The organism is Pseudomonas sp. NPDC077649 (genome assembly GCF_044542855.1).
Taxonomy (GTDB): domain Bacteria; phylum Pseudomonadota; class Gammaproteobacteria; order Pseudomonadales; family Pseudomonadaceae; genus Aquipseudomonas.
The window spans coordinates 71290-97545 of sequence record NZ_JBITVF010000004.1 but is presented as its reverse complement, the minus strand read 5'-3'; the positions used below and the strand labels follow the sequence as shown (position 1 = coordinate 97545).

The 26256-nt window shown below is 67.3% G+C and carries 27 protein-coding genes and 1 other RNA gene; 14 read left to right on the top strand and 14 right to left on the bottom strand.

Annotated elements, in window-relative coordinates; translation table 11 throughout:
* Positions 1 to 10: 10 nt before the first annotated feature.
* The 4 genes from ACIGFL_RS13975 to ACIGFL_RS13960 all read right to left on the bottom strand — a co-directional run bounded on the left by ACIGFL_RS13975 (position 11) and on the right by ACIGFL_RS13960 (position 4460).
* Positions 11 to 1231, bottom strand: coding sequence for a 2-octaprenyl-3-methyl-6-methoxy-1,4-benzoquinol hydroxylase (locus ACIGFL_RS13975; RefSeq protein WP_397497570.1), 1221 nt, complete (start codon positions 1229 to 1231; stop codon positions 11 to 13).
* Positions 1232 to 1274: 43 nt separating this feature from the next.
* Positions 1275 to 2459, bottom strand: a complete 1185-nt coding sequence (gene ubiH, locus ACIGFL_RS13970) for a 2-octaprenyl-6-methoxyphenyl hydroxylase (protein WP_397497569.1) — start codon at positions 2457 to 2459, stop codon at positions 1275 to 1277.
* A gap of 93 nt (positions 2460 to 2552) precedes the next feature.
* Positions 2553 to 3887 (bottom strand): Xaa-Pro aminopeptidase, encoded by a 1335-nt coding sequence (pepP, locus tag ACIGFL_RS13965; RefSeq protein ID WP_397497568.1) that lies wholly within the window; start codon positions 3885 to 3887, stop codon positions 2553 to 2555.
* Positions 3888 to 3905: 18 nt separating this feature from the next.
* The gene (locus ACIGFL_RS13960; RefSeq protein ID WP_021443352.1) at positions 3906 to 4460 is read right to left on the bottom strand and encodes a YecA family protein; all 555 of its coding nucleotides are present in this window, start codon (positions 4458 to 4460) and stop codon (positions 3906 to 3908) included.
* A gap of 191 nt (positions 4461 to 4651) precedes the next feature.
* On the opposite strand from ACIGFL_RS13960, the gene ACIGFL_RS13955 reads away from it, so the two are divergent.
* The 4 genes from ACIGFL_RS13955 (at position 4652) to ACIGFL_RS13940 (ending at position 6059) form a co-directional block, all read left to right on the top strand.
* Positions 4652 to 4861 carry a TIGR02449 family protein gene (locus ACIGFL_RS13955; RefSeq protein ID WP_004373292.1) on the top strand — a complete coding sequence of 70 codons (210 nt, stop codon included), beginning with the start codon at positions 4652 to 4654 and terminating at the stop codon, positions 4859 to 4861.
* The gene (locus ACIGFL_RS13950) at positions 4858 to 5163 is read left to right on the top strand and encodes a cell division protein ZapA (RefSeq protein WP_397487072.1); all 306 of its coding nucleotides are present in this window, start codon (positions 4858 to 4860) and stop codon (positions 5161 to 5163) included. Before ACIGFL_RS13955 ends, ACIGFL_RS13950 begins: the two co-directional genes overlap by 4 nt.
* A gap of 65 nt (positions 5164 to 5228) precedes the next feature.
* Positions 5229 to 5407, top strand: a non-coding RNA gene (gene ssrS / locus ACIGFL_RS13945) — 6S RNA.
* A 55-nt stretch (positions 5408 to 5462) separates the two neighbouring features.
* Positions 5463 to 6059, top strand: coding sequence for a 5-formyltetrahydrofolate cyclo-ligase (locus ACIGFL_RS13940; RefSeq protein ID WP_021443353.1), 597 nt, complete (start codon positions 5463 to 5465; stop codon positions 6057 to 6059).
* A 55-nt stretch (positions 6060 to 6114) separates the two neighbouring features.
* Here ACIGFL_RS13940 and ACIGFL_RS13935 read toward each other — a convergent pair whose 3' ends face one another.
* A complete protein-coding gene (locus ACIGFL_RS13935) occupies positions 6115 to 6246 on the bottom strand; it encodes a hypothetical protein (RefSeq protein ID WP_021443354.1) in 132 nt (43 codons plus the stop codon).
* A gap of 197 nt (positions 6247 to 6443) precedes the next feature.
* On the opposite strand from ACIGFL_RS13935, the gene ACIGFL_RS13930 reads away from it, so the two are divergent.
* Both ACIGFL_RS13930 and ACIGFL_RS13925 read left to right on the top strand, forming a co-directional pair.
* On the top strand, positions 6444 to 6893 hold the full coding sequence (locus tag ACIGFL_RS13930) for an EVE domain-containing protein (protein WP_021443355.1): 450 nt from the start codon (positions 6444 to 6446) through the stop codon (positions 6891 to 6893).
* Positions 6894 to 6944: 51 nt separating this feature from the next.
* A complete protein-coding gene (locus ACIGFL_RS13925; protein ID WP_397497567.1) occupies positions 6945 to 8789 on the top strand; it encodes a diguanylate cyclase in 1845 nt (614 codons plus the stop codon).
* A gap of 3 nt (positions 8790 to 8792) precedes the next feature.
* On the opposite strand, the gene ACIGFL_RS13920 is transcribed toward ACIGFL_RS13925, so the two are convergent.
* The gene (locus ACIGFL_RS13920) at positions 8793 to 9197 is read right to left on the bottom strand and encodes a flagellar basal body-associated protein FliL (RefSeq protein WP_031302947.1); all 405 of its coding nucleotides are present in this window, start codon (positions 9195 to 9197) and stop codon (positions 8793 to 8795) included.
* Positions 9198 to 9347: 150 nt separating this feature from the next.
* Between ACIGFL_RS13920 and ACIGFL_RS13915 the strand changes: the two genes are divergently transcribed.
* A complete protein-coding gene (locus ACIGFL_RS13915) occupies positions 9348 to 10328 on the top strand; it encodes an NADPH:quinone oxidoreductase family protein (RefSeq protein WP_397497566.1) in 981 nt (326 codons plus the stop codon).
* 77 nt (positions 10329 to 10405) lie between these two features.
* On the opposite strand, the gene ACIGFL_RS13910 is transcribed toward ACIGFL_RS13915, so the two are convergent.
* From ACIGFL_RS13910 to ACIGFL_RS13890, 5 genes are all read right to left on the bottom strand, one after another.
* Complete coding sequence (locus ACIGFL_RS13910) at positions 10406 to 11374, bottom strand: CDP-6-deoxy-delta-3,4-glucoseen reductase (RefSeq protein ID WP_397497565.1); 969 nt, start codon at positions 11372 to 11374, stop codon at positions 10406 to 10408.
* Positions 11374 to 12840, bottom strand: a complete 1467-nt coding sequence (gene ubiD / locus ACIGFL_RS13905) for a 4-hydroxy-3-polyprenylbenzoate decarboxylase (protein WP_397497564.1) — start codon at positions 12838 to 12840, stop codon at positions 11374 to 11376. Before ubiD ends, ACIGFL_RS13910 begins: the two co-directional genes overlap by 1 nt.
* 132 nt (positions 12841 to 12972) lie before the next feature.
* Positions 12973 to 14232: a transcription termination factor Rho gene (rho, locus tag ACIGFL_RS13900; RefSeq protein WP_021443361.1), complete on the bottom strand. Its 1260-nt coding sequence runs from the start codon at positions 14230 to 14232 to the stop codon at positions 12973 to 12975.
* Between the two features lie 232 nt (positions 14233 to 14464).
* A complete protein-coding gene (gene trxA / locus ACIGFL_RS13895) occupies positions 14465 to 14791 on the bottom strand; it encodes a thioredoxin TrxA (RefSeq protein ID WP_021443362.1) in 327 nt (108 codons plus the stop codon).
* 94 nt (positions 14792 to 14885) lie between these two features.
* Positions 14886 to 15590 (bottom strand): FadR/GntR family transcriptional regulator, encoded by a 705-nt coding sequence (locus ACIGFL_RS13890; RefSeq protein WP_021443363.1) that lies wholly within the window; start codon positions 15588 to 15590, stop codon positions 14886 to 14888.
* Positions 15591 to 15876: 286 nt separating this feature from the next.
* Here ACIGFL_RS13890 and ACIGFL_RS13885 point away from each other — a divergent pair, with 286 nt between their 5' ends.
* From ACIGFL_RS13885 to ppx, 6 genes are all read left to right on the top strand, one after another.
* Positions 15877 to 16662 (top strand): transporter substrate-binding domain-containing protein, encoded by a 786-nt coding sequence (locus ACIGFL_RS13885; protein ID WP_397497563.1) that lies wholly within the window; start codon positions 15877 to 15879, stop codon positions 16660 to 16662.
* A gap of 20 nt (positions 16663 to 16682) precedes the next feature.
* Complete coding sequence (locus ACIGFL_RS13880; RefSeq protein WP_021443365.1) at positions 16683 to 17348, top strand: amino acid ABC transporter permease; 666 nt, start codon at positions 16683 to 16685, stop codon at positions 17346 to 17348.
* Complete coding sequence (locus ACIGFL_RS13875) at positions 17345 to 17995, top strand: amino acid ABC transporter permease (protein ID WP_397497812.1); 651 nt, start codon at positions 17345 to 17347, stop codon at positions 17993 to 17995. The genes ACIGFL_RS13880 and ACIGFL_RS13875 overlap by 4 nt, the downstream gene beginning before the upstream one ends.
* Positions 17982 to 18713: an amino acid ABC transporter ATP-binding protein gene (locus ACIGFL_RS13870; protein ID WP_397497562.1), complete on the top strand. Its 732-nt coding sequence runs from the start codon at positions 17982 to 17984 to the stop codon at positions 18711 to 18713. The genes ACIGFL_RS13875 and ACIGFL_RS13870 overlap by 14 nt, the downstream gene beginning before the upstream one ends.
* The gene (locus ACIGFL_RS13865) at positions 18710 to 19231 is read left to right on the top strand and encodes an ureidoglycolate lyase (RefSeq protein WP_397497561.1); all 522 of its coding nucleotides are present in this window, start codon (positions 18710 to 18712) and stop codon (positions 19229 to 19231) included. The genes ACIGFL_RS13870 and ACIGFL_RS13865 overlap by 4 nt, the downstream gene beginning before the upstream one ends.
* Before the next feature lie 86 nt (positions 19232 to 19317).
* A complete protein-coding gene (gene ppx, locus ACIGFL_RS13860) occupies positions 19318 to 20820 on the top strand; it encodes an exopolyphosphatase (protein WP_397497560.1) in 1503 nt (500 codons plus the stop codon).
* Positions 20821 to 20938: 118 nt separating this feature from the next.
* Here the strand turns inward: ppx and ppk1 are convergent, their stop codons facing one another.
* Both ppk1 and hemB read right to left on the bottom strand, forming a co-directional pair.
* A complete protein-coding gene (gene ppk1 / locus ACIGFL_RS13855) occupies positions 20939 to 23128 on the bottom strand; it encodes a polyphosphate kinase 1 (protein ID WP_397497559.1) in 2190 nt (729 codons plus the stop codon).
* A 19-nt stretch (positions 23129 to 23147) separates the two neighbouring features.
* Complete coding sequence (gene hemB / locus ACIGFL_RS13850; RefSeq protein WP_021443371.1) at positions 23148 to 24161, bottom strand: porphobilinogen synthase; 1014 nt, start codon at positions 24159 to 24161, stop codon at positions 23148 to 23150.
* 196 nt (positions 24162 to 24357) lie between these two features.
* On the opposite strand from hemB, the gene ACIGFL_RS13845 reads away from it, so the two are divergent.
* Positions 24358 to 24912: a DedA family protein gene (locus tag ACIGFL_RS13845; RefSeq protein ID WP_397497558.1), complete on the top strand. Its 555-nt coding sequence runs from the start codon at positions 24358 to 24360 to the stop codon at positions 24910 to 24912.
* Here ACIGFL_RS13845 and ACIGFL_RS13840 read toward each other — a convergent pair.
* Positions 24880 to 26130, bottom strand: coding sequence for a sterol desaturase family protein (locus ACIGFL_RS13840; protein WP_397497557.1), 1251 nt, complete (start codon positions 26128 to 26130; stop codon positions 24880 to 24882). The two genes, ACIGFL_RS13845 and ACIGFL_RS13840, sit on opposite strands and share 33 nt — an antisense overlap.
* Positions 26131 to 26256: the final 126 nt, after the last annotated feature.

The window sequence follows — 26256 nt, the reverse complement described above, 5'->3', positions numbered from 1 at the left end:
TCAACGAGTGTTACAAGGCGCGCGCCAGCTCCGGCAGGTCGCCGCTCAGCCCCAGCGCCTGACGCACGAACAGCGCCTTGGCCTCGGCCTGGCCATCGACCAGATCGAGGCCGACGTTGCGCAGCAGCCGCACCGGCAAGGGGTCGGCCTGGAACAGGCGCTGGAAGCCCTCCATCGCCGCCATCATCGCCAGGTTGTGCGGCATGCGCCGGCGCTCGAAGCGGCTCAGCACGCGCTCCTCACTCAGGTTCTCGCCACGCTCGGCGGCATGCAGCAGCACCTCGGCCAGCACCGCGGCGTCGAGAAAACCCAGGTTGACCCCCTGCCCCGCCAGCGGGTGGATGGTATGCGCGGCGTCGCCGATCAGCGCCAGCCCCGGCTCGACGTAACGCTTGGCATGACGCTGACGCAGCGGGATGCACAGGCGACGGTCGGCATGCAGCACCTGGCCGAGGCGGTGCTCGAAGGCCTTGCCCAGCTCGATGCAGAAGGCTTCATCGTCCAGTGCCATCAACCGCTCGGCCTCGCTCGGCAGGGTCGACCAGACGATCGAGCACCAGTGCTCGCCCGCCGCGCCGGCCAGCGGCAGGAAGGCCAACGGGCCGTCGTCGGTGAAGCGCTGCCAGGCGGTGGCCTGGTGCGGGCGCTCGACCCGCACGCTGGTGACGATGGCGTGGTGCAGGTAATCCCACTCGCGGCTGGCGCAGCCGGCCAGGCGGCGCACCGCGGAGTTGGCGCCATCGGCCGCCACCAGCAGCGGCGCGCGCAGCTGGCGACCGCCCTCCAGGGTCAGCAGCCAGTCGTCGCCGCTGCGGCGCAGCTGCTCCAGACGTGCGCCGGGCAGCAGGCCGAGCTGACTGTCGTGCAAACGCTCGAGCAGGGCGTCCTGCACCACGCGGTTCTCGACTATGTGGCCGAGGGTTTCGGCATGCACGCTGGCCGCGGCGAAATGGATGCTGCCGGTGCCGCTGCCGTCCCACACGCGCATCTCGCCATAGGCGCAGGCGCGCCGCGCGGCGATGCCGTCCCAGGCGCCGAGGCGTGCAAGGATGCGCTGGCTGGCCATGGACAGGGCGCTGACCCGCGGCTCGAAGGCGGCAGCCGGATCGAACGGCGCCAGGCGCAGCGGGCTGCCGTCCACCACCAGAATTTCCAGGCCGCTGTGCTCCAGGGCCAGCGCCAGGGCGCTGCCGACCATACCGGCACCGACGATGATCAGATCCGCGCGCATATCCATTCCTGCGTCAATCATGAGTAGGGTGTCGCGGGGCCAGTCACAGATTGCGCGTCCCCAGGCCCATGGCCTGGCGAGCGAACCAGCGCTTGGCCGGCGGCAGCAGGTCGAGGCCGAGCAAACCGAGGTTGCGTCCGGCGGTCAGCAGCGGCTGGGCATTGCTGAACAGCCGGGTGACCCGGTCGGAGAAGCCCAGGGTCAGCTGCTGGTCCAGTTGCTGGCGCTGCAGGTAGCCCTGCAGGGTGGCGAAGTCGCCGAGCGGCGCGGTGGCGGCCTGCAGCACCTCGGCCAGCGCCAGGGTATCGCGCAGCGACAGGTTGTAGCCCTGCCCGGCGATGGGGTGCAGGCTGTGCGCCGCGTTGCCCAGCACCACCAGGTGCGGCCGCACCTGCTCCTGCGCCTCGACCAGGCTCAGCGGATAGAGATGGCGTGCGCCGACCTGGCGCAAGGCGCCCAGGCGATAACCGAAGGCCTGCTGCAGCTCGGCGAGAAAGGCCGCGTCGCTCAGCCTGAGCAGGCGCTCGGCATCGGCGGCGGCGCGAGTCCAGACCAGCGCGCAGCGGTTGTCGGTGAGCGGCAGCAGGGCCATCGGCCCGTCGTCGGTGAAACGCTCGAAGGCCTGACCGCGATGGGCCTCCAGCGGCGTGACATTGGCGATCAGCGCGCTCTGCCCGTAGGGCCGCTGGCTGACGCCGATGCCCAGTTGCTCGCGCAGGCCGGAACGGCCGCCGTCGGCCAGCACGGCCAGGTCGCAGTCGAGCTGGCGTTCGTCGCTCAGACTCAGGCGGTAGCCGTCGTCCAGACGCTGCAACCCGGTCACCTCGGCCGGGCAGTACCACTGCACAACCTCGGCATCGAGCGCCTGCCACAGGCAATGGCCGATCCAGGCGTTCTCCACCACGTAGCCGAGCGCCGGCACCCCTTCCTCGATGGCTTGCAGGCGCGCGGCACCGAAACGGCCGCGATCGGAGACGTGAATCTGCTGGATCGCCTCGGCGCGCTGGGCGATGGCCTGCCACAGACCCAGGCGTTCGTAGATCAGCCGGCTGCCGTAGGACAGCGCGGTGGAACGCGCGTCGTAGCTGGGCTGATAGCTGCTGCCGGGGGCGAAGGGTTCGATCAGGGCGATGCGCCAGCCGCGCTGGCGCGCCGTGTCCTGCAGGGCCAGGGCCAGGCTCGCGCCGACCAGGCCGCCGCCGATAATGGCCAGCTGTACCCGCGCCATCAACGCAGTCCCGCCGCCAGGGCCAGGCTGGCACCGAGCCGTCTCCCAACAGCCCCGCCACCGATAATCGCCAGCTGCACGCGATTCATCGGCTCAGGCGGCCTGACTGCGCGCGGCGGCCATCAGCGCCTCGATCTCGGCGACGGTCTTGGGCACGCCGTTGGTGAGAATCTCGCAGCCGCTCTTGGTCACCACCACGTCGTCCTCGATGCGCACGCCGATACCGCGCCACTTCTTGGCGACCTTTTCATTGTCCACGGCGATATAGATGCCCGGCTCGACCGTCATCGCCATGCCCGGCTCGAGCACGCGCCACTCGCCGCCGACCTTGTAGTCGCCGACGTCGTGCACGTCCATGCCCAGCCAGTGACCGGCGCGGTGCATGTAGAAGGCCTTGTAGGCCTCGCTGGCGATCAGCGCCTCGACCTCGCCCTCGAGCAGGCCAAGTTCGACCAGGCCGGCGGTGATCACCCGCACGGTGGCCTCGTGCGCCTCGTTCCAGTGCCTGCCCGGGGCGATCTCCTTGAAGGCGGCCTCCTGCGCGGCCAACACCAGCTCATAGATGGCCCTCTGCTCGGCGGAGAACTTGCCGCCGACCGGGAAGGTGCGGGTGATGTCGCTGGCGTAGCAGTCGATCTCGCAGCCGGCGTCGATCAGCACCAGATCGCCGTCCTTGAGCGCCGCGTCGTTCTCGCGGTAGTGCAGGATGCAGGCGTTCTTGCCGGCGGCGACGATGCTGCCGTAGGCCGGCATCTTCGCCCCACCCTTGCGGAACTCGTAATCCAGCTCGGCTTCCAGGTGGTACTCGAACAGCCCGGCGCGGCTGGCCTGCATGGCACGCACGTGGGCGCGCGCGCTGATCTCGGCGGCCTCCTTCATCACCTTCACCTCGGCGGCCGACTTGTACAGGCGCATGTCGTGCAGCAGGTGGTCGAGGGCGACGAACTCGTTGGGCGGCGTGGCGCCCTGGCGGGCCTTGGCGCGGATATGGTTGATCCACTCCATCAGCCGGTGATCGAACTCCTGGTTGCAGCCGATGGCGTAGTAGACGCGCTCGCGCCCCTCGATCAGGCCGGGCAGGATGTCGTCGATGTCGCCGATGGGGAAGGCGTCGTCGGCACCGTAGTTGGCGATCGCGCCGTCCTGGCCGGCGCGCAGGCCGTCCCACAGCTCACGCTCGGGGTCGCGCTCGCGGCAGAACAACACGTACTCGCCATGCTCGCGACCGGGGATCAGCGCCATCACCGCTTCCGGCTCGGGGAAGCCGGTGAGGTACTGGAAGTCGCTGTCCTGGCGGTAGACGTGCTCGACGTCGCGGTTGCGGATATACACCGGCGCGGCCGGCAGGATGGCGATGCTGTTGGGCTCCATCTGCGCCATCAGCGCCTTGCGCCGGCGGGCATACTCGGACTTGGGGATGCTGATCAAGACGGGCTCCGGAAGAACTCAGTGCAGGGAGGGTTTGGCCGCAGGCGCCGCGGGCTTGGCGCACTCGGCGAACAGCAGCAGCGGCGCCACGCGCAGGTATTCCATGACTTCCATGTAATCGCTCTCGCCGTCCTCGGATTCCTCCAGGGCGCTCTGCACCTGGGCGATGGCGGACAGGTCCTGCAACACTTCCATGGCCTCGCCGCTCAGCGCGCCGTCGCGGGCGGTCAGGCCGAAGCCGCCGAGAAAGCCTTGGCACCACTGGCCGAGGGCGACGGCGCGCTGCGCCAGCGGCGCCTCGTCGTCCGGCAGCAGCAGGACCACGGTGACGTCTTCGCTGCACAGCTCGCCCTTGACCATCTCCTGCAGGCCGATCAGCGCCTGGCGCACGTTGTCCTGCGGCTCGCTGCCGAGCAGCTCGGCGGCGTCGAGCAGCCAGGCCTCGGCCTCGAAGCCGGCGCCGGCGCAACTGCGGCCGAGCAGCAGGCCGTGCAGTTCGGCGGGGGAAACGGAATGCCCGGCGCTGCTCAGCAGGGCGGCGAAGGCGGCGTAGGGGGAGCTGGGAGTCGACATAGATAGCTAGGCGCCAGGCGGCGCAATCTCTAGAATGGAGGCCTCGTATCCTAGCACCGGCAGGCGCGCCAAGACCATCCGAGGCCGCCGGGGCGCCCGCGACGTGTTCGTCACGCCGCAGCCGCCAGGGTTTGACCCGCCGCCGCGACACGCCTATATAGTCCAGCCATTCCCTCCCGAAGCGAGAGCCCATGGAAGACGCCGATCTGCACGTATTGACCGCCAAGCTGGAACTGCTGATCCAGCGCGTCGAGCAGCTCAAGGCTCACAACCGACTCCTGCTGGCGAATGAACAGGCCTGGCGCGAGGAACGCGCCCATCTGATCGAAAAGAACGAATTGGCCCGGCACAAGGTCGAATCGATGATTTCGCGCCTCAAAGCCCTGGAGCAGGACACATGACCCAGTCGAACACCGTGACCGTCCATATCCTGGACAAAGAATATTGCATCGCCTGCCCGCAGGACGAACGCGCCAACCTGGAAAGCGCCGCCCGTTATCTCGACGGCAAGATGCGCGAGATCCGCACCAGCGGCAAGGTGATCGGCGCCGACCGCGTGGCGGTGATGGCCGCGCTGAACATCACCCACGACCTGCTGCACAAGCAGCAACGCCTGGATCAGGACGCCAGTTCGACGCGCCAGCAGGTGCGTGACCTGCTTGATCGCGTCGACCAGGCGCTGACCGACGACCAGGCCTCCTGAGCCGCCATGCCTGCCACTTCGTCGCAGGCCGCCCCTCGGCTGCGGGGTTCGGGTATACTGGCCGCCACTTCCTGGGGTGTGCGCCAGTTGGGGATGTCCCTGAGCCGATACGCACAACCACGGGGGTTGCATGTTGGGGCCGGTGTGCATGTCCGCCTGACGGAAAGCCTTAACGCCTCCTGCATCCTCCACCTTGAACTTTCGGGTTCAAGGGCTAAACCGACAGCGGCACGCCGGGAAGTCATCCTTTCAGCCAGCGCCCACCCGGGCCGCCGCGCCCCGCTCCGCAGCCTCCATTCATGACCGCCAGCGCCGCCCCCAGTCGCCCGCAATTGCGCCGCCTGCTGCGTCAGCGCCGCCGCAGCCTCAGCCGCAGCCAGCAACGCCGCGCCGCCCGCGGCCTGTATCGCCAGCTGGCGCAACACCCGCGCTTTCGCCGCGCCCGCGATATCGCCCTGTACCTGCCCACCGACGGCGAGATCGATCCACGGCCGCTGCTGGCCGCGGCGCAGAAGCGCGGCAAGCGCACCTACCTGCCGGTGCTCAGCGCCTGGCCGCGCACCAAGATGGTGTTCCAGCGCGTCACCCGGCACGAGAAACTGGCTGGCAATCGCTTCCGCATCCTCGAGCCGCGCCCGCAGCCGGCGCGCCAGCGCAAGGTCTGGGCGCTGGACCTGGTGCTGCTGCCGCTGGTGGGCTTCGACGCGCGCGGCGGCCGCCTGGGCATGGGCGGCGGTTTCTACGACCGCAGCCTGGCCTACCTGCACAGGCGCAAAAATTGGCACAAGCCGACGCTATTGGGCCTGGCGCACGAATGTCAGCGGGTGGACGAGCTGGCGCTGGCCAGCTGGGACGTGCCCTTGCAGGCGACGGTAACGGACAGGGCTTGGTACTGAAGGCGGGGAAGTGGCACCGCGTTCCCTGCGGCGCTGGAAGCTGGCGACCCGAAACTCAGGGCTGCTGCGTTACATTGACCGGGACGTCCTGCTGACGCTCCCAAAGGCTCTGGGTGTAACCCGTGGTAACCACGCCCAGGCTGAACAGCACTACGAGAACCCACAAAAGATCTGGCTTGCGTTTCATCTATTGCCTCCCCCTTCAAGGCAACTGCGCACGTTGATCGCGGCGTTATTGTTTTATGCAATCCGACGTCGCCAAGCGTTAAGCCGGGCATTTTCCGCCAGTGCCGAGCACTGTGCAATTTCCGGCGCCAACCGGCCGTCGGAGATCTCCACTCAAACGAGCGTCCGCGTACGGACCGGTCTGCAGGAGCAAAGTTCATGCCTTATTGGCTGATGAAATCCGAACCCGACGAATTATCCATCCACGACCTGCAGCGCCTGGGCCGTGCGCGCTGGGACGGCGTACGCAATTACCAGGCGCGCAACTTCCTGCGCGCCATGGCGCCGGGCGAGCTGTTCTTCTTCTACCACTCCAGCTGCCCGCAGCCGGGTATCGCCGGCATCGGCCGCATCGCCGGCCCGGCCTACCCCGACCCCACCGCGCTGGAGCCGCACAGCCACTATTTCGACGCCAAGGCCAGCGCCGAGAAGAATCCCTGGAGCGCGCTGGACGTGGAGTTCGTCGAGGCCTTCGCCGAGGTGCTGCCGCTGCCGCAGTTGAAGAACAATCCACTGCTGGCCGAACTGGCGCTGGTGCAGCGCGGCAGCCGGCTGTCGGTGATGCCGGTGGGCGCGGCCGAATGGGCGGCGATTCTCGCCATGCGTTGAGTCGCAGCCGGCACTGTGCTATCACCACGGGGAAGCCTTCGGAGTCCGCCCATGCCGGCACTTTCCGCCTGGCCGGCGCGCCTGGCGCTGGCCCTCCTCCTCGTGGTGCTGAGCAGTGCCAGCGTGCTGCTCTGGCGTCAGCTCGAGGGCGAGCGGCAGCAGCGTCTGGAGGAGCGCCTCGGCTACCAGGCGCGCAGCCTGGCCCGTCAGCTGGAGAGTACCCTGCACCTGGAGGTCGCCAGCCTCGAACGCATCGCCCGTCTGTGGAACAGCCTGGGCCGGCTGCCGCGGGCCAGCTGGGAGGAGGAGGTGGCCCACGCGCTGCGCGGTTTCCCCGCCTATCAATCGATCCAGTGGGTCGGCGACGACCTGCGCATGCGCTGGCTGCTGCCGCTGGCCGGCAACGAGGCGGCGCTGAACTTTCGTCTCACCGCCGATCACCCCAACTACCCGCTGGCCATGCAGGCGCGCGACAGCGGCGAGCAGCGTTTCTCCAACAGCTTCGAGCTGGTCCAGGGCGGCCGCGGCTTCGTCCTCTACACCCCGCTGTACCGCGACGAGGGCGGCGCGCGGGTGTTCGACGGTTTCCTCCAGGGGGTGTTTCGCGTCGAGCCGCTGATGCAGCAGCTGCTCGGCCAGATCGACCGCGACGCCTTCAACCTGGAGCTGCTGGAAAACGGCCACAGCCTGTTTCGCCACGGCCAGGTCGACGGCGCCCCGGGGCTGAGCCAGCGAGTCGACCTGCAACTGCTCAACAACCGCGGCTTCAGCTTGCGCCTGAGCCCCACCGCGCAACTGCTGGCGCAGCTGAACACGCCGCTACCCGGCGTGGTGCTGGGCGCCGGCCTGGCGATCAGCCTGCTGCTGGTCGCCGCCCTGGCCCTGGCCCTGGAGAACAGCCGGCGCGCCCACGCCCTGCAGGTGGCCAACCGGCGCTTCAAGGTGGAGGCGACGCGCCGCGAGGAAACCGAGCAGCGCCTGTCGGAGAACCGCGAACGCCTGCAGCTGGTGCTCGACCTGACCGACTCCAGCCATGACGGCCTGTTCATCTTCGACAGCGCCAGCCGCGAGCTGCTGCACATGAATCAGGCCACCTACGCCAGCCTCGGCTATCGCCCCGAGCAGTTCGCCCAGCTGCTGCGCGACGACCCGGAAAAACTCCTGCCCGGCTTTCACCGCTGGCTGGAGCAGGCGCGCCAGGCGCAGCGCGACAACCTCTCGCGAATCTTCCAGCGCGAGCTGATCCGCCGCGACGGCAGCCGCCAGCCGGCCGAGATCAACACCCAGCTGGTGCAGCTGCACGGCCGCGAGTACCTGATCGCGGTGTCGCGCGACAACAGCGAGCGCCTGCAACTGGAGGCCCAGCTGCAGCGCCTGTCGCAGCTCGACGGCCTGACCGGGCTGTACAACCGGCGCTACTTCGACCAGCAGCTGCAGGCCGAGTGGCGTCGCCTGCGGCGGATCGGCGCGCCGCTGGCGCTGCTGATGCTGGATATCGACCACTTCAAGGCCTACAACGACGCGCTCGGCCACCTGGCCGGCGACGACGCCCTGCGCAAGGTCAGCACGGTGTTGCAGGAGAGCCTGCAGCGCGAGGGCGACGTGGCCTGCCGCTACGGCGGCGAGGAGTTCGCCATCATCCTCGCCAACACCGGCCTGGAGGGTGGCGAACACGTCGCCGCGCGCATCCACGCGGCCATCGCCCACCTCGACATCGCCCATCCGGCCAGCCCGCTGGGGCGCCTGAGCCTGAGCATCGGCCTGACCGTGGTCGACCCGGTCAGCGACGAGGCGCCCGGCGAGCTGCTCGCCCAGGGCGACCAGGCGCTGTACCGGGCCAAGCACGGGGGGCGCAACCGCACCTGCCTGTGGCAGCCCGCGGCGACGCCGGAATGAGCGCTACTGGATGATCAGGTTGTTGAACAGCAGGTCTTCCACCACCGGCTTGCCCTCCTCCGCCTCGAGCGCCTGCTGCACCTGCTTGAGCGCTTCCTGACGCAGCTTCTCGCGGCCGTCGGGGGCGTTGATGGTTTCGCTGGTCTGGGCGGAGAACAGCAGCACCAGTTGATGGCGGATCAGCGGGTCGTGGTGCTTGATCCGCGCCTCGGCCTCGGCGCCGCTGACGCGCAGGGCCACGTCGGCCTTGAAGAACTTCAGCCGATTGCCGCCGTCGCCGAGGTTGCCGATCAGTGCCGGCACCAAGTTGTAATAGAGCGTCTGCGGCGCTTCTTCCTTCTGCTCCTCCTCGGCCAGGGCGGGCAGGCACAACGACAGGCTCAGCAACAGGGCGCTCATCACTTTCACGGGCAATCACTCCATCGGGGTTGCGCCTAGCATAGCCATCCGCGCGCGCGCACCCAAGGCTTATGCCGAGCTATCAGGGCCGGGCATGCTCGTTGACCGCCCCGGGCGCCCTCCTACACTGCAAGCCACCTTTGTGGAGGAAGCCATCCGATGAAAGCCCTGCTGTGCAAAGCCTTCGGCCCCGCCGAAACCCTGGTGCTGGAAGACATCGCCAGCCCCGAGCCGAAAAAGAACGAAGTGCTGATCGAGGTTCACGCCGCCGGGGTCAACTTTCCCGACACCCTGATCATCGAGGGCAAGTACCAGTTCAAGCCGCCCTTCCCCTTCGCCCCGGGCGGCGAGGCGGCCGGCGTGGTCAAGGCGGTGGGCGAGAAGGTCAGCCACCTGCGCGCCGGTGATCGGGTGATGGCGCTGACCGGCTGGGGCGGCTTCGCCGAGGAAGTGGCGGTGCCGGCCTACAACGTGCTGCCGGTGCCCAAGAGCATGGACCTGACCACCGCGGCCGCCTTCGGCATGACCTACGGCACCTCGATGCACGCGCTCAAGCAGCGCGCCAATCTGCAGCCGGGCGAGACCCTGCTGGTGCTCGGCGCCTCCGGCGGCGTCGGCCTGGCGGCGGTGGAAATCGGCAAGGCCATGGGCGCCAAGGTGATCGCCGCGGCCAGCACGGCGGAGAAACTGGAGGTGGCGCGCCAGGCCGGCGCCGACGAGCTGATCAACTACAGCGAGCAGAGCCTGAAGGACGAGGTGAAGAAGCTCACCGGCGGCCAGGGCGTCGACGTGATCTACGACCCGGTGGGCGGTGCGCTGTTCGAGGAAGCCTTCCGCAGCATCGCCTGGAACGGCCGCTTCCTGGTGGTCGGCTTCGCCGCCGGCGGCGGCATCCCGACGCTGCCGGCCAACCTGCCGCTGCTCAAGGGTGCGTCGCTGGTGGGCGTGTTCTGGGGTTCCTTCGCCCAGCGCCAACCGCAGGACAACGCCGAGAACTTCCAGCAGCTGTTCGCCTGGCACGCCGAAGGCAAACTCAAACCGCTGGTGTCGCAGAGCTTCCCGTTGGCGCGGGGCGGCGAGGCGATCGACGCCCTCGGCCAGCGCAAGGCGGTGGGCAAGGTGGTGGTGCAGGTTCGCTAGGGTGCGCCATGCGCACCGAGCCTGACTCGGTGTGCACGCCGGCATGAGCAAAGCCGCCCTGGGGCGGCTTTTTCAATTCAGCCTCTTGGCGCGTAGGCGAATACGTCGGCGCGCATCTGGTGGGCGTCCATGCCGGCTTCGACCAGCGCATCGAGGGTGGCGTAGACCATCGCCGGCGAGCCGCTGGCGTAGACGTGCAGCGCCTTGAGGTCGGCAAAGTCCTCGCGCACCGCCTCGTGCAGCAGGCCGCAACGGCCCGCCCAGGTACCCGAATCGCTGACCACCTGATGCAGGTGCAGGTTGGTCAGGCGCTGCCAGTCGCTCCAGTGCGGCAGGGCGTAGAAGTCCTCGGGCCGCCGCGCGCCCCAGTACAGGTGCACCGGATGGGCGAAACCGGCGGCGCGACAGTGTTCGATCAGGCTGTGCATCTGCGCCATGCCGGTGCCGGCGGCGATCAGCACCAGCGGTCCGTCCGGCAACTCGGCCAGGTGGGTGTCGCCGAACGGCAGCTGCACGCGGGCCAGCCCCTGCTCACGCAGATAGACGAGCAATGCCCGGGTGTTGTCGTCGCGCGCCAGGATATGCAGCTCCAGCTCGCGCCCGCAGTGCGGTGCCGAGGCCAGGGAGAAGGCCGCCATCTCGCCGTCGTGCCGCTGCAACAGCAGGTATTGCCCGGCGTGGTAGCGCGGCGCCTTGCCGGCCGGCGCGCGCAGGCGTACGCGGAACACGTCGCCACCGACGTCCTGGCATTCGATCAGCTGGCAACTGAGTTCGCGCACCGGCAGCTCACCCGGCGCCAGCACGCCGTCCCAGTGCAGCACGCAGTCTTGCAGCGGCTCGGCCAGGCAGGTGAACAGCTCGCCGTGATCCAGCTCGGCGCCGTTCTGCCGCACCCGCCCTTCCACCAGCAAGGCGGCGCAGATATGGCAGTTGCCGTTGCGGCAGCTCTGCGGGCAGTCGTAGCCGAGGCGGCGGGCGCCGTCGAGGATGCGCTCGCCGGGCTGCAGGGCGAGGGTGACGCCGGAGGGTTGCAGGGTGACGTTCATCAATCGATTCCCAGCTCACCCCAGAGTGCGTCGACGCGCGCCACCACGGCCGCATCCTTCTCGATCACCCGCCCCCATTCGCGACTGGTCTCGCCCGGCCACTTGTGGGTGGCGTCGAGGCCCATCTTCGAGCCGAGGCCGGAGATCGGCGAGGCGAAGTCGAGGTAGTCGATCGGCGTGTTGTCGATCATCACGGTGTCGCGCTTGGGGTCCATGCGCGTGGTAATCGCCCAGATCACGTCGTTCCAGTCCCGTGCGTTGATGTCGTCGTCGGTGACGATAACGAACTTGGTGTACATGAACTGTCGCAGGAACGACCACACCCCCAACATTACGCGCTTGGCGTGGCCCGGGTACTGCTTCTTCATGGTCACCACCGCCATGCGGTAGGAGCAGCCCTCCGGCGGCAGGTAGAAGTCGGTGATCTCGGGGAACTGCTTCTGCAGGATCGGCACGAACACCTCGTTCAGCGCCACGCCGAGAATCGCCGGCTCGTCCGGCGGCCGGCCGGTGTAGGTGCTGTGGTAGATCGGCTGGCGACGACGGGTGATGCGCTCGACGGTGAACACCGGGAAGGTGTCGACCTCGTTGTAGTAGCCGGTGTGATCGCCGTAGGGACCTTCCGGCGCGGTCTCGCCCGGATGGATCACGCCTTCCAGCACGATCTCGGCGCTGGCCGGCACCTGCAGGTCCGAGCCGATGGCCTTGATCAGCTCGGTGCGATGACCGCGCAGCAGGCCGGCGAAGGCGTATTCGGACAGGGTATCCGGCACCGGGGTGACGGCGCCGAGGATGGTCGCCGGGTCGGCGCCCAGGGCCACGCATACCGGGTAGGGCTGGTCCGGGTGCTTCTGGCACCACTCGCGGTAATCCAGGGCGCCGCCACGGTGGCTGAGCCAGCGCATGATCACCTTGTTGCGGCCGATCACCTGCTGGCGATAGATGCCGAGATTCTGCCGCTCCTTGTTCGGCCCCTTGGTGATGGTCAGGCCCCAGGTGATCAGCGGCGCTACGTCGCCCGGCCAGCAGTGCTGGATCGGCAGCCGGTTCAGATCGACCTCGTCACCCTCCTCGATCACTTCGTGGCAGGGCGCGTCCTTGACCACCTTGGGTGCCATGGAAATGACCTTCTTGAAGATCGGCAGCTTGCTCCAGGCATCCTTGAGGCCTTTCGGCGGCTCCGGCTCTTTCAGGAACGCCAGCAGCTTGCCGATCTCGCGCAGCTCGCCCACATCCTCGGCGCCCATGCCCAGGGCCACGCGCTTGGGGGTGCCGAACAGGTTGCCGAGCACCGGCACGTCGAAGCCGGTGGGCTGCTCGAACAGCAGCGCCGGACCGCCCTTGCGCAAGGTGCGATCGCAGATTTCGGTCATTTCCAGGATGGGCGAAACCGGGGTCTGGATGCGCTTGAGTTCGCCGCGCTGTTCAAGTTCGCGGATGAAGTCGCGTAGGTCGCGATACTGCATGCAGGAGCCTCGTGTCGGGCTGGCTGGAGTCGGGCGCAAAGTTTAGCGCCGAAGTCGGGCTTTCAGAAGGCGCGGCGGGAGCGCAGATAGCAAAAGGCCGGGTTTCCCCGGCCTGGTGACAAGACGCGACGCTTACTTGCGCTTCATCGACAGGAAGAACTCGTCGTTGGTCTTGGTCGCTTTCAGCTTGTCGATGAGGAACTCGATGGCGGCGATTTCGTCCATCGGGTGCAACAGCTTGCGCAGGATCCACATGCGCGACAGCTCTTCCTCGCCGGTCAGCAGCTCTTCGCGACGGGTGCCGGACTTGTTGATGTTGATCGCCGGGAACACGCGCTTCTCGGAGACGCGGCGGTCGAGGATCAGCTCCATGTTGCCGGTGCCCTTGAATTCCTCGTAGATCACCTCGTCCATCTTCGAGCCGGTTTCCACCAGCGCGGTGGCGATGATGGTCAGCGAGCCGCCCTCCTCGATGTTGCGCGCGGCGCCGAAGAAGCGCTTGGGCTTCTCCAGGGCGTGGGCATCGACACCACCGGTGAGTACCTTGCCGGAGCTGGGGATCACGGTGTTGTAGGCGCGCGCCAGGCGGGTGATGGAGTCGAGCAGGATGACCACGTCCTTCTTGTGCTCGACCAGGCGCTTGGCCTTCTCGATCACCATCTCGGCGACCTGCACGTGGCGGGTCGGCGGTTCGTCGAAGGTGGAGGCGACCACTTCGCCGCGCACGGTGCGCTGCATTTCGGTCACTTCTTCCGGGCGCTCGTCGATCAGCAGAACGATCAGGTGGCACTCGGGGTTATTGCGGGTGATGTTCGAGGCGATGTTCTGCAGCATGATGGTCTTGCCCGCCTTCGGCGGGGCGACGATCAGGCCGCGCTGGCCCTTGCCGATCGGCGCGCAGAGGTCGATCACCCGGCCGGTGATGTCCTCGGTGGAGCCGTTGCCGGCCTCCATGGTCAGGCGCTTGGTCGGAAACAGCGGCGTCAGGTTCTCGAACAGGATCTTGTTCTTGGCGTTTTCCGGACGATCGAAGTTGATGCTGTCGACCTTGAGCAGGGCGAAATATCGCTCGCCTTCCTTCGGCGGACGGATCTTGCCGACGATGGTGTCACCGGTACGCAGGTTGAAACGGCGGATCTGGCTGGGCGAGACGTAGATATCGTCGGGGCCGGCCAGGTAGGAGGAGTCGGCGCTACGGAGGAAGCCGAAACCGTCCTGGAGAATCTCCAGCACGCCGTCACCGGAAATTTCCTCGCCGCTTTTGGCATGCTTTTTCAGCAGGGCGAAGATGATGTCCTGCTTGCGCGAACGGGCCATGTTTTCCAGGCCCATCTGTTCGGCCATGTCCAGCAGTTCGGCAATCGGCTTTTGCTTGAGTTCGGTCAGATTCATAGGAATGACGTGATCATCGAGAGGAGAAGAAAGCTGTTAGCTTGAGAGGCCGCGCCGCAGGGAAGGCGACAGGATCGCGAACGAGTTCGTATAGGAATGAGTCGGCGACGGCATGCAGAGGGCTGCATAGGAAATGCAGCGAGGCCGAATTTAACACCGTGAAAAATCAGCGTCTAGCCCCGAAAACGAAAAAACCCCGCACCAGGCGGGGCTTCTTCACGAGCGACGAAACTCAGATATTGCTGTCGAGGAAGGCCGCCAGTTGCGACTTGGACAGCGCGCCGACCTTGGTCGCCTCGACGTTGCCGTTCTTGAACAGCATCAGGGTCGGGATGCCGCGTACGCCGAACTTCGGCGGGGTTTCCTGATTCTCGTCGATGTTCAGCTTGCACACCTTGAGCTTGCCCTGGTAGTCCTTGGCGATCTCGTCGAGCACCGGCGCGATCATCTTGCACGGGCCGCACCACTCAGCCCAGTAGTCGACCAGAACCGGACCCTCGGCCTGGAGGACGTCCTGGTCGAAGCTGGCATCGCTGACGTTGGTGATGAATTCGCTCATGGGGAGTCTCCGTGATCGGAAGCAAAAAGTGGCGCCATCATAGCCCGGCTTGCCTGACACCGAAAGGCACTGGCGATTGAGCCACTCAATAGTTTCAATCACCAAGCGTGATGAAGGCTATTCCAGTGCGCAGCGCGGCGGCGCGAATGTGCTGCTGCATGGCCTTCTGCGCCGGGCCCGCGGCATGCCGGGCCAGGGCCTTGAGGATCTTGCGGTGCTCCTGCCAGGTTTCCATGGCCCGCTCCGGGCGGATGAACGGCAGCTTCTGGCTCTCCAGGAAAATCTCGGCGCTGGAGGCCACCAGGGCGAACATCGCCTGGTTGCCGCTGGCGGCGAGGATGCGCTGGTGGAACTCGAAATCCAGCCGCGCCGCCCGTTCGAAGTCGCCGGCGCGCAGCTCGCGGCGCATCTGCTCGACGTTGTCTTCGAGCAGGTCCAGCTCCTGCGCGGTCAGCACCCCGGCCGCCAGGCCGCAGGCGAAGCCCTCCAGAGCGAAGCGCAGCTGGAAGGTATCGGCCGCCGACACCTGCGCGGCGAAGGGCCAGACGAAAGCGCCGGCCGCCTCGCCCTTGGCCGGTTCCTGGACGAACACGCCTTTGCCGGCCTGCACGCTGACCAGGCCCAGCGCGCTGAGCGACGACAACGCCTCGCGCAATGACGCACGGCTGACGCCCAGGCGTTCGGCCAGGTCGCGCTGCGACGGCAGCGCATCGCCCGGGCGATAGCCCTCGCTCTCGATCAGCTGACGGATCGCCTGCAGGGCGTATTCGGGTACGGCACGGGGAGCGGTGGCGTGCATGACTGTTCGGGCCGGTCAGTCCAGTGAAGCCGCCTTTGTACGGCCAGACGCCCACTCCAGGCAAGCGACGCCCCCTTGTGGAACAGCACTCCGCGCGAACGCACCGAGATGGCACAGCCCCTCCCTGACCAACTGGTCAGCTACGCCAACTGTTCAGACCAGTAAGACCTTGTTTCCACTCGCCTGCAGCGATGCAGGCCCTGATTTCATTGAATTTGGCACAGGCAATGCACTGCACGAGCCAGGCAAAACGCTGCAGTTTTCGTTTATTCATCGGGAGTTCGACATGCGCACATTTCACCGCACCCTGCTGGGTACCCTGTTCGCCGCCCTGGCCTTCGGCGCCAGCACCGTTCACGCCGATGCGCTCGACGACATCAGCAAGGCCGGCGTGCTGAAAGTCGCCGTGCCGCAGGATTTCCCGCCGTTCGGCTCGGTCGGCCCGGACCTGCAGCCGCGCGGCCTGGATATCGACACCGCACAGCTCTTGGCCGACAAGCTGGCGGTGAAGCTGGAGCTGACCCCGGTCAACAGCACCAACCGCATTCCCTTCCTCACCACCGGCAAGGTCGACCTGGTGATCTCCAGCCTCGGCAAGAACCCCGAGCGTGAAGCGGTGATCGACTTCTCCGCCGCCTATGCGCCCTTCTACCTTGGCGTGTTCGGCCCGGAGGACGCCGCCATCGCCAGCCTCGACGACCTGGCCGGCAAGACCATCAGCGTCACCCGCGGCTCCATCGAGGACATCGAACTGAGCAAGGTCGCGCCGCAAGACGTCACCATCAAGCGCTTCGAGGACAACAACTCGACCATCGCCGCCTACCTGTCCGGCCAGGTCGAGCTGATCGCCAGCGGCAACGTGGTGATGGTGGCCATCGCCGAACGCAATCCCAAGCGCATTCCGAGCATGAAACTCAAGCTCAAGGACTCGCCGGTCTACGTCGGTGTGAACAAGAACCAGGCCGCGTTGCTGGACAAGGTCAATGCCGTCATCGCCGCCGCCAAGGCCGACGGCAGCCTCGAGGCGATCAGCCAGAAGTGGCTGAAGCAGCCGCTGCCGGCCGACCTCTGAGCCGCGCGGAGCGCTGAGCCATGGCCTACCAGTTCGACTTCGCCGCCGTCCTGCAGCAGGCCGACCTGCTGCTGCAGGGCGCGGCCTTCACCCTCGGCCTGACCGCCGTCGGCACAGTGCTTGGCGTCGGCCTGGGCATAGTCGGGGCGATACTGCGCGCCTGGCGCATCCGTCCGTTCGACCGCCTGTTCGGCGTCTACGTGGAGCTGATCCGCAACACGCCCTTCATCGTCCAGCTGTTCTTCATCTTCTTCGGCCTGCCCTCGCTCGGCGTGCGCCTGAGCGAATGGGAAGCCGCGGTGCTGGCCATGGTGATCAACCTCGGCGCCTACTCCACCGAGATCATCCGCGCCGGCATCCAGGCGATTCCCCACGGCCAGCTGGAAGCCGCGGCGGCACTGGCCATGAGCCGCTTCGAGAGCTTCCGCCACGTGGTGCTGCGCCCGGCGCTGGGCAAGGTATGGCCGGCGCTATCGAGCCAGATCATCATCGTCATGCTGGGTTCGGCGGTGTGCTCGCAGATCTCCACCGAGGAGCTGTCGTTCGCCGCCAACTTCATCCAGTCGCGCAACTTCCGCGCCTTCGAGACCTACCTGCTGACCACCGCGCTGTACCTGCTCATGGCCATCCTGATTCGCCAGCTGCTGGCCTGGATCGGCCGGCGCTTCGTCATGGGAGAGCGCTGATGGACTTCACCCTCTGGGACATCCTGCGCAACCTGCTCACCGGCCTGCAGTGGACGCTGTTGCTGTCGCTGGTGGCCTTCGTCTGCGGCGGCATCGCCGGCCTGCTGGTGCTGCTGGCGCGTATCGCCCCGCTACGGGTGCCGCGCCTGTTGGCCAAGGGCTATATCGAACTGTTCCAGGGCACGCCGCTGCTGATGCAGCTGTTCCTGGTGTTCTTCGGCATCGCCCTGCTCAGCATCGACGTGTCGCCCTGGCTGGCCGCCGCCTGCGCCCTGACCCTGTTCACCAGCGCCTTTCTCGCCGAGATCTGGCGCGGCTGCGTCGAGGCCGTCGGCCGCGGCCAGTGGGAGGCCGCCGAGAGCCTGGCCATGAGCCGCCTGGAAACCTTGCGCCATGTGGTGCTGCCGCAGGCGCTGCGCATCGCCGTGGCGCCCACCGTGGGCTTCTCGGTGCAGGTGGTCAAGGGCACCGCGGTGACCTCGATCATCGGCTTCACCGAGCTGACCAAGACCGGCAGCATGCTGGCCAACGCCACCTTCGAGCCCTTCATGGTCTACGGCTTCGTCGCCCTCGGCTACTTCCTGCTCTGCTACCCGCTCTCGCTCGCCGCATACCGCCTGGAAAGGAGGCTGAATGTCACTGCTTAACGTCACCGCCCTGCACAAGTATTACGGCGACAACCACGTGCTCAAGGGCATCGACCTGGCGGTCGAGGAAGGCGAAGTGGTCGCCATCATCGGGCGCAGCGGCTCGGGCAAGAGCACCTTCCTGCGCACCCTGAACGGCCTGGAATCGATCAACGACGGCGTGATCGAAGTGGACGGCGACTACATCGACGCCGCCCGCGCCGACCTGCGCAGCCTGCGGCAGAAGGTCGGCATGGTGTTCCAGCAGTTCAACCTGTTTCCCCACCTGACGGTCGGCGAGAACGTCATGCTGGCGCCGCAGGTGGTGAAGAAGATCCCGCGCGCCGAAGCCGAGAAAGTCGCGCGGCAGATGCTCGAACGGGTCGGCCTGGCGGAGAAGTTCGACGCCTACCCCGAGCGCCTGTCCGGCGGCCAGCAGCAGCGCGTGGCCATCGCCCGCGCCCTGGCGATGTCGCCGAAGGTGCTGCTGTGCGACGAGATCACCTCGGCGCTCGACCCGGAGCTGGTCAACGAAGTGTTGGCGGTGGTCAAGCAGCTGGCCAGCGAGGGCATGACCCTGATCATGGTCACCCACGAGATGCGCTTCGCCCGCGAGGTCGGCGACAAGCTGGTGTTCATGCACCAGGGCAAGGTGCACGAGATCGGCGACCCCAGGGCGCTGTTCGCCGCGCCGCAGACCGAGGAGCTGCGCAACTTTATCGGCTCGGTGAACCTGTGAACGCGCCGGCGCCCCTGGCGCTGCGCATCGAGCCGCTGAGCCGCGAAGCCTTCGCCGCCTTCGGCGAGGTGATCGAAGCGGCCGGCGCCACATCCTTTGCGATCAACGCCGGCACCACCACCCGCTACCACGACCTGGCCCGCATCGAGGCGGCCGGGAGCGCATCACGGGTGCTGCTGAGCCTGTTCGAGGGCCAGGCCTGGCACGCGCCTATCGAGATCCGCATGCTCGAACGCCACCCGCTGGGCAGCCAGGCCTTCTACCCGGTGGACGGCGCGCGCATGCTGATCGTCGTCGCCCCGCCCGGCGCGCTGGACGAGTCGAAGATCCGCGCCTTCGTCAGCGCACCGGATCAGGGCGTCAACTATGCCCGCGGCACCTGGCACCACCCGCTGCTGTGCCTGGAGCGCCCCGGGCGCTTCCTGGTGGTGGATCGCGGCGGCGCCGGGTCCAACTGCGACGAGCAGTACCTGCGGCAGCCCTTGCTGGCGCTGGCGCTCGGGGCGCCAGCGGTCTAGACCAGTTTCATGCGACATCCGTATGCGTTGGCTCATCCGCTCAGTCGTGGCACGATGGCGCGGATATCGACCGAGATGCCGCCACCATGCCCCAAGCCCCCGCCGAGAGTTTTCCCCTGATCGCCGCCATCGACCTGGGCTCGAACAGCTTCCATATGGTGCTGGCCAAGGCCGACCATGGCGAGATCCGCATCCTCGAGCGCCTCGGCGACAAGGTGCAGCTGGCCGCCGGCATCGACGACGAGCGCCAGCTCAGCGAAGAAGCCATGCAACGCGGGCTCGACTGCCTGCGCCGCTTCGCCCAGCTCACCGCCAGCCTGCCGGAAGGCGCGGTGCGCATCGTCGGCACCAACGCCCTGCGCGAGGCGCGCAACCGCGCGGTGTTTATCCGTCGCGCCGAGGAGATTCTCGGCCACCAGGTGGAGGTGATCTCCGGCCGCGAGGAAGCGCGGCTGATCTACCTCGGCGTGTCGCACAGCATCGCCGACACCCCCGGCAGGCGCCTGGTCGCCGATATCGGCGGCGGCAGCACCGAGTTCATCATCGGCCAGCGCTTCGAGCCGCTGCTGCGCGAGAGCCTGCAAATGGGCTGCGTCAGCTACACCCAACGCTATTTCAAGGACGGCAAGATCACCCCGGCGCGCTACGCCCAGGCCTATACCGCGGCGCGCCTGGAACTGATGGGCATCGAGCAGGGCCTGCGCCGGCTCGGCTGGGAGGACGCCGTCGGCGCCTCCGGCACCATCAAGGCCATCGGCCTGACCATCAAGGGCGCCGGCCTGGGCAACGGCGAGGTCAACGCCGAGGGCCTGGCCTGGCTCAAGCGCAAGGTGTTCAAGCTGGGCGAGGTGGACAAGCTCGAACTCGACGGCATCAAGCCGGACCGGCGCAGCATCTTCCCCGCCGGCCTGGCGATCCTCGAGGCGATCTTCGACGCCTGCGAGATCCAGCGCATGAGCCACTCCGAAGGCGCGCTGCGCGAAGGCGTGCTCTACGACCTGCTCGGTCGTCACCAGCACGAGGACGTGCGCGAACGCACCCTGTCGGCCTTTATGGAGCGCTACCACGTCGATGTGGATCAGGCCGCACGGGTCGAGGCCAAGGCGCTCTCGGCGCTGGACAAGGTGGCCGACGACTGGGGGCTGAACGACGACTGGCACCGCGAACTGCTGAGCTGGGGCGCCAAGGTGCACGAGGTGGGCCTGGACATCGCCCACTACCAGTACCACAAGCACGGCGCCTACCTGATCGAGCACTCCGACCTGTCCGGCTTCTCCCGCCAGGATCAGCAGATGCTCGCCCTGCTGGTGCGCGGCCACCGGCGCAACATCCCCAAGGACAAGTTCGCCGAGTTCGGCGAGGAAGGCGTCAAGCTGATGCGCCTGTGCGTGCTGCTGCGCTTCGCCATCCTCTTCCACCATATCCGCGGCAGCCAGGACATGCCGCAGGTGCAGCTCAAGGCCGGCGACAACAGCCTGGAGATTCACTTCCCCGACGGCTGGCTGGCGGCCAACCCGCTGACCCAGGCGGACTTCGAGGCCGAAGCGGCCTGGCTCAAGCGCATCGACCTGGACCTGAGCGTCAGCTAATCACTTGAGCCAGCGGGATTCGTCACCCCTCTTCCGTTTACGGGAGAGGGGCTGGGGGAGAGGGCCACAAACACCGTGAAACAGGGCCACGAAGCCCTCTCCCGGCCTGCGGCCTTTTTTATCGAGCGCTGATCAGCGGTGCGGTGAGCTTCTCCAACAAGCCGGACTGCGCGCTGCGCGGGTTCTGGTTGCCGGTGGGCTGCAGGCGCAGGTAGCGGCCGTCGGGCTGCAGCACCCAGGCCTGGGTGTTGTCGGTCAGGTAGGCCTCCAGCTCCTTCTTCACCCGCAGGATCAGCTTCTTGCCCTCCACCGGGAAGCAGGTCTCGACGCGCTTGTCGAGGTTGCGCTCCATCCAGTCGGCGCTGGACAGGTAGATCTTCTCGTCGCCACCGTTGAGGAAGTAGAACACCCGGGTGTGCTCAAGGAAGCGGCCGATGATCGAGCGCACCTGGATGTTGTGCGACACCCCGGCGATGCCCGGGCGCAGGCAGCACATGCCGCGCACCACCAGGTCGATCTTCACCCCGGTCTGGCTGGCCTTGTACAGCGCGCGGATCACCTTGGGGTCGGTCAGCGAGTTGAACTTGGCGATGATCTGCGCCGGCTTGCCCTCGGCGGCCGCCGCGGTTTCCTTGGCGATCAGCTCGAGCAGGGTCTTCTTCAGGGTGAAGGGCGCGTGCAGCAGCTTCTTCATGCGCAAGGTCTTGCCCATGCCGATCAGCTGGCTGAACAGCTTGGCCACGTCCTCACCCAGCGCCACGTCGGCGGTCAGCAGGCTGTAGTCGGTGTACAGGCGGGCGTTGCCGGCGTGGTAGTTGCCGGTGCCGAGGTGGGCGTAGCGGACGATCTCGCCGTTCTCACGGCGCAGGATCAGCATCATCTTGGCGTGGGTCTTGAAGCCGACCACGCCGTAGATCACCACCGCGCCGGCCTGCTGCAGGCGGCTGGCCAGCTGCAGGTTGGACTCCTCGTCGAAACGCGCACGCAGCTCGATCACCGCGGTGACCTCCTTGCCGTTGCGCGCCGCTTCCACCAGGGCATCGACTATCTCCGAGTTGGCCCCGGAGCGGTACAGGGTCTGCTTGATCGCCAGCACGTGCGGGTCCTTGGCGGCCTGGCGCAGCAGGTCGACCACCGGGGTGAAGGACTCGAAGGGGTGCAGCAGGAGGATGTCCTGCTTGCTGACCACGCTGAAGATGTTCTCGGCGTTCTGCAGCAGCTTGGGGATCACCGGGGTGAACGGCGTGTACTGCAGCTCCGGGTGGCTGTCCAGGCCGGTGATGCTGAACAGGCGGGTCAGGTTGACCGGGCCGTTGACCTGGTACAACTCGTGCTCGGTCAGGCCGAACTGCTTGAGCAGGTGGTCGCGCAGGTGCTTCGGGCAGGTGTCGACCACCTCCAGGCGCACCGCATCGCCGTAGCGGCGGGAAAACAGCTCGCCGCGCAGGGCACGGGCCAGGTCCTCGACGTCCTCGGTGTCCACCGACAGGTCGGCGTTGCGGGTCAGGCGGAACTGGTAGCAACCCTTGACCTTCATGCCCTGGAACAGGTCGTCGGCGTGGGCATGGATCATCGAGGAGAGGAACACGTAGTTGTCGCCGGCACCGCCGACCTCCTCCGGCACCCGGATGATCCGCGGCAGCAGGCGCGGCGCCGGGATGATCGCCAGACCGGAATCGCGACCGAAGGCATCCACGCCTTCCAGCTCGACGATGAAGTTCAGGCTCTTGTTCACCAGCAGCGGGAAGGGGTGGGTCGGGTCGAGACCGATGGGGGTGATGATCGGCGCGATCTCGTCGCGGAAATAACGCCGCACCCAGGCCTTGAGCTTGGTGGTCCAGAAGCGCCGGCGGATGAAGTTGATATTGTGCTTGGCCAGGGCCGGGAACAGGGTGTCGTTGAGGATGGCGTACTGCCGCTCGACCTGTTCGTGCACCAGCTCGCTGATGCGCGCCAGCGCCTGGTGCGGCTGCAGGCCGTCGGCGCCGGCCTGCTCGCGGGCGAAGTTGATCTGCTTCTTCAGGCCGGCGACGCGAATCTCGAAGAACTCGTCGAGGTTGCTGGAGAAGATCAACAGGAACTTCAGCCGCTCCAGCAGCGGGTAGGACTCGTCCAGCGCCTGCTCCAGCACGCGGATATTGAATTGCAGCTGCGACAGCTCGCGGTGGATGTACAGACTGCTGTCGTCCAGGCTGGGCACCGCCACCGGTGCCGGCGGCGGGCTTTCCACCGCGGGCGGATCGACCGTCACCTCCGCCGGCACCAGGGGTGCGTCGAGCAATTCGCTACTGAGTCCTTCGGTGTTCATTGCTGGGTTCCTGGGGGCGTCAGCGCCCCTGTTGCAAGAGTTCTGCCGCACGTACGGCGAAGTAGGTGAGGATGCCATCGGCGCCGGCGCGTTTGAAGGCGGTCAGCGATTCCAGTATGACCGCCTCGGACAGCCAGCCGTTCTCGATCGCCGCCATGTGCATGGCGTACTCGCCGCTGACCTGGTAGACGAAGGTCGGCACCTTGTAGGCGTCCTTCACCCGCCAGAGGATGTCCAGGTAGGGCATGCCGGGCTTGACCATGACCATGTCGGCGCCTTCGGCCAGGTCGGCGGCCACTTCGTGCAGGGCCTCGTCGCCGTTGGCCGGGTCCATCTGGTAGCCGAGCTTGTTGCCCTTGCCGAGGTTGGCGGCCGAGCCCACCGCGTCGCGGAACGGGCCGTAGTAGGCGCTGGCGTACTTGGCCGAGTAGGCCATGATGCGCACGTTGGGGTGATCGGCCAGCTCCAGCGCCTCGCGGATCGCCTGCACGCGGCCGTCCATCATGTCCGAGGGGGCGACCACCTGGGCGCCGGCCTCGGCGTGCGACAGCGCCTGCTTGACCAGCGCATCGACGGTGATGTCGTTCTGCACGTAGCCGGACTCGTCGAGGATGCCGTCCTGGCCGTGGGTGGTGAAGGGGTCCAGGGCCACATCGCTGATCACCCCCAGCTCGGGGAATTTCGCCCGCAGGGCGCGAATCGCACGCTGGGCGATGCCGTCCGGGTTCCACGCCTCGGCGCCGTCGAGGGATTTCTTCTCCAGCGGCGTGACCGGGAACAGCGCCAGCGCCGGAATGCCCAGCGCCACCCAGTGCTCGGCCTCTTGCAGCAGCAGGTCGATGGACAGCCGCTCGACGCCCGGCATCGACGGCACGACCTCGCGGCGGTTGTCGCCGTCGAGGACGAACACCGGCAGGATCAGGTCGTCGACGCTCAGGCGATGCTCGCGCACCAGGCGGCGGGAGAATTCGTCGCGGCGGTTGCGGCGCAGGCGGGTGGCGGGGAACAGGCGATTGGCGGGGGTAACGCTCACGGCAAACTCCAGAGCCCGCACGGGCGGGCCAGTGTGACGGTTATAAGCGGCCATTATGACCAAATGATGACAGCTGGATGACCGGATGCGACGGCGGGTCGCACGCTTTGCCGGGCATTGTGGCATGCGCCGGCGCTTTTCGGGCGCACCGCGGCAGGAGTAGGCTGAGCGCCTTTCCCATAGGCGCAGACCGTCCATGCTGCACGACCTGATCCGCCAGTTCGGCTACCCGGCGCTGATCCTCGGCACCTTCCTCGAAGGCGAGGTATCGCTGCTGCTGGCCGCCTACCTGGCGGTGCGCGACCTGCTGAAGATCGAATGGGTGGCGCTGTGCGCCTTCCTCGGCACCTTCGCCAGCGACCAGCTGTGGTTCCACCTCGGCCGCCGTCACGGCCGCGCGCTGCTCGCCCGGCGCCCGCGCTGGCAACCGCTGGGCGAGCGCGCCAGCGCCCTGCTGCGGCGTCATCCGGATCTGTGGGTGCTGGGCTTTCGCTTCCTCTATGGGCTGCGCACGGTGATGCCGCTGGCCATCGGCCTGTCCGGTTATTCCTGGCGCCGCTACCTGCTGCTCGACGCCATCGGCGCCGGGCTCTGGGCCGGCGGCCTGAGCCTGCTGGCCTACAGCCTGGGCCACGCCATGGAGGGCCTGCTCGACGAGCTGCGCCGCTACCAGCTGTACCTGCTCGGCGGCCTGGCCCTGCTGCTGACGCTGACCTGGCTATACCGGCGGCGCCAGGGCCGCAGTGGCTGAGCCGCGCGAGCGCGCCAGCCAGATTGCCAGCAGGCTGGCCAGGCTGTAGGCGGCCAGCGCGCACCAGGCGGCCAGGTCCATGCTCAGCAGACCGAGCACCTCGGCAAGCCAGAACGCCGGCAGATTCAAGCCCAGCCGCAGGCACTCCAGGCGCACGGCGCCAGCGCGATTCTCCAGCCACAGGCCGATGCTGGACAGACCCAGGCCCAGCCACAGGCACGCCAGCAGCACGCCGCCCACTGCCAACGAATCGCCCCGCGCCAGCAGCCACACCCCGGCCAGCAGGTAGCAGACGAACTGCAGCAAGGCATAGAGCTGCGCACCGCGCCCCAGCGTCACCTCGAACTGGCGAAAGCGGCTCAGGTCCGGCTTCTCCTGCGGGTAGCGCGCCGCCACATCGGCCGGGCGCCAGCCGGTGGGCATAAACCAGATGCGCAAGCGGTCCCACCAGGACGCCGCGCGCCGCGCATCGCGCCACAGCCCGGCATAGACCTGCAGATTGGCCCATAGCGGGTTCCAGCTGGCCAACGGCGTGGTCACGCCGAAGATCACCGGTTCGTCGTCCAGCTCCTCCTGGAAGGTGGCGAACATTCGATCCCAGACAATGAACACGCCGCCGTAATTGCGATCCATGTACACAGGGTTCTGCGCATGATGCACGCGGTGGTTGGAGGGCGTGATGAACAGCCACTCGAACCAGCCCAGCTTGGGGATATGCCGGGTATGCACCCAGAACTGATAGAGCAGGTTGAGCGCCGCCACCGTGAGGAACACCAGCGGCGGCACACCGGCCACCGCCATCGGCAGGTAGAACAGCCAGCCGAAGACGAAGCCGGTGCTGGTCTGGCGCAGCGCGGTGGAGAGGTTGTAGTCCTCGCTCTGGTGGTGCACCGCATGGGCCGCCCAGAGCACGTTGCGTTCGTGGCCCAGGCGATGGTTCCAGTAGTAGCAGAAGTCGTAGAAGACGAAGGCCAGCAGCCACACCCACAGGCTATCGGCGGAAAGCTCGAACAACGCCAGCTGTTGCCAGGCGAAGGTGTAGGTGAGCAGGCCGACCGCCTTGGTCAGCAGCCCGGTGGCCTGCGACAGCACCCCGGTGCTGAGGCTGCTGACGGCATCGGCCAGGCGATAGCTGCGCATGCCGCGCCAGTGATCGGCGAGCAGTTCGAGGCCGATCAGGAGAAAGAAGAAGGGCACCGCATAGAGGACGTAATTCATGGCCGAGCCGTATCGTTGTGCTTGTCTTGGGGCTAGTCTGTTATTCATCCTAGTCCTCGGACCGCCGCGGCTCGCGGCGGCAAATGACAGTCTGAGCGGCATTTGACGACAGCATGCGCACGCCTC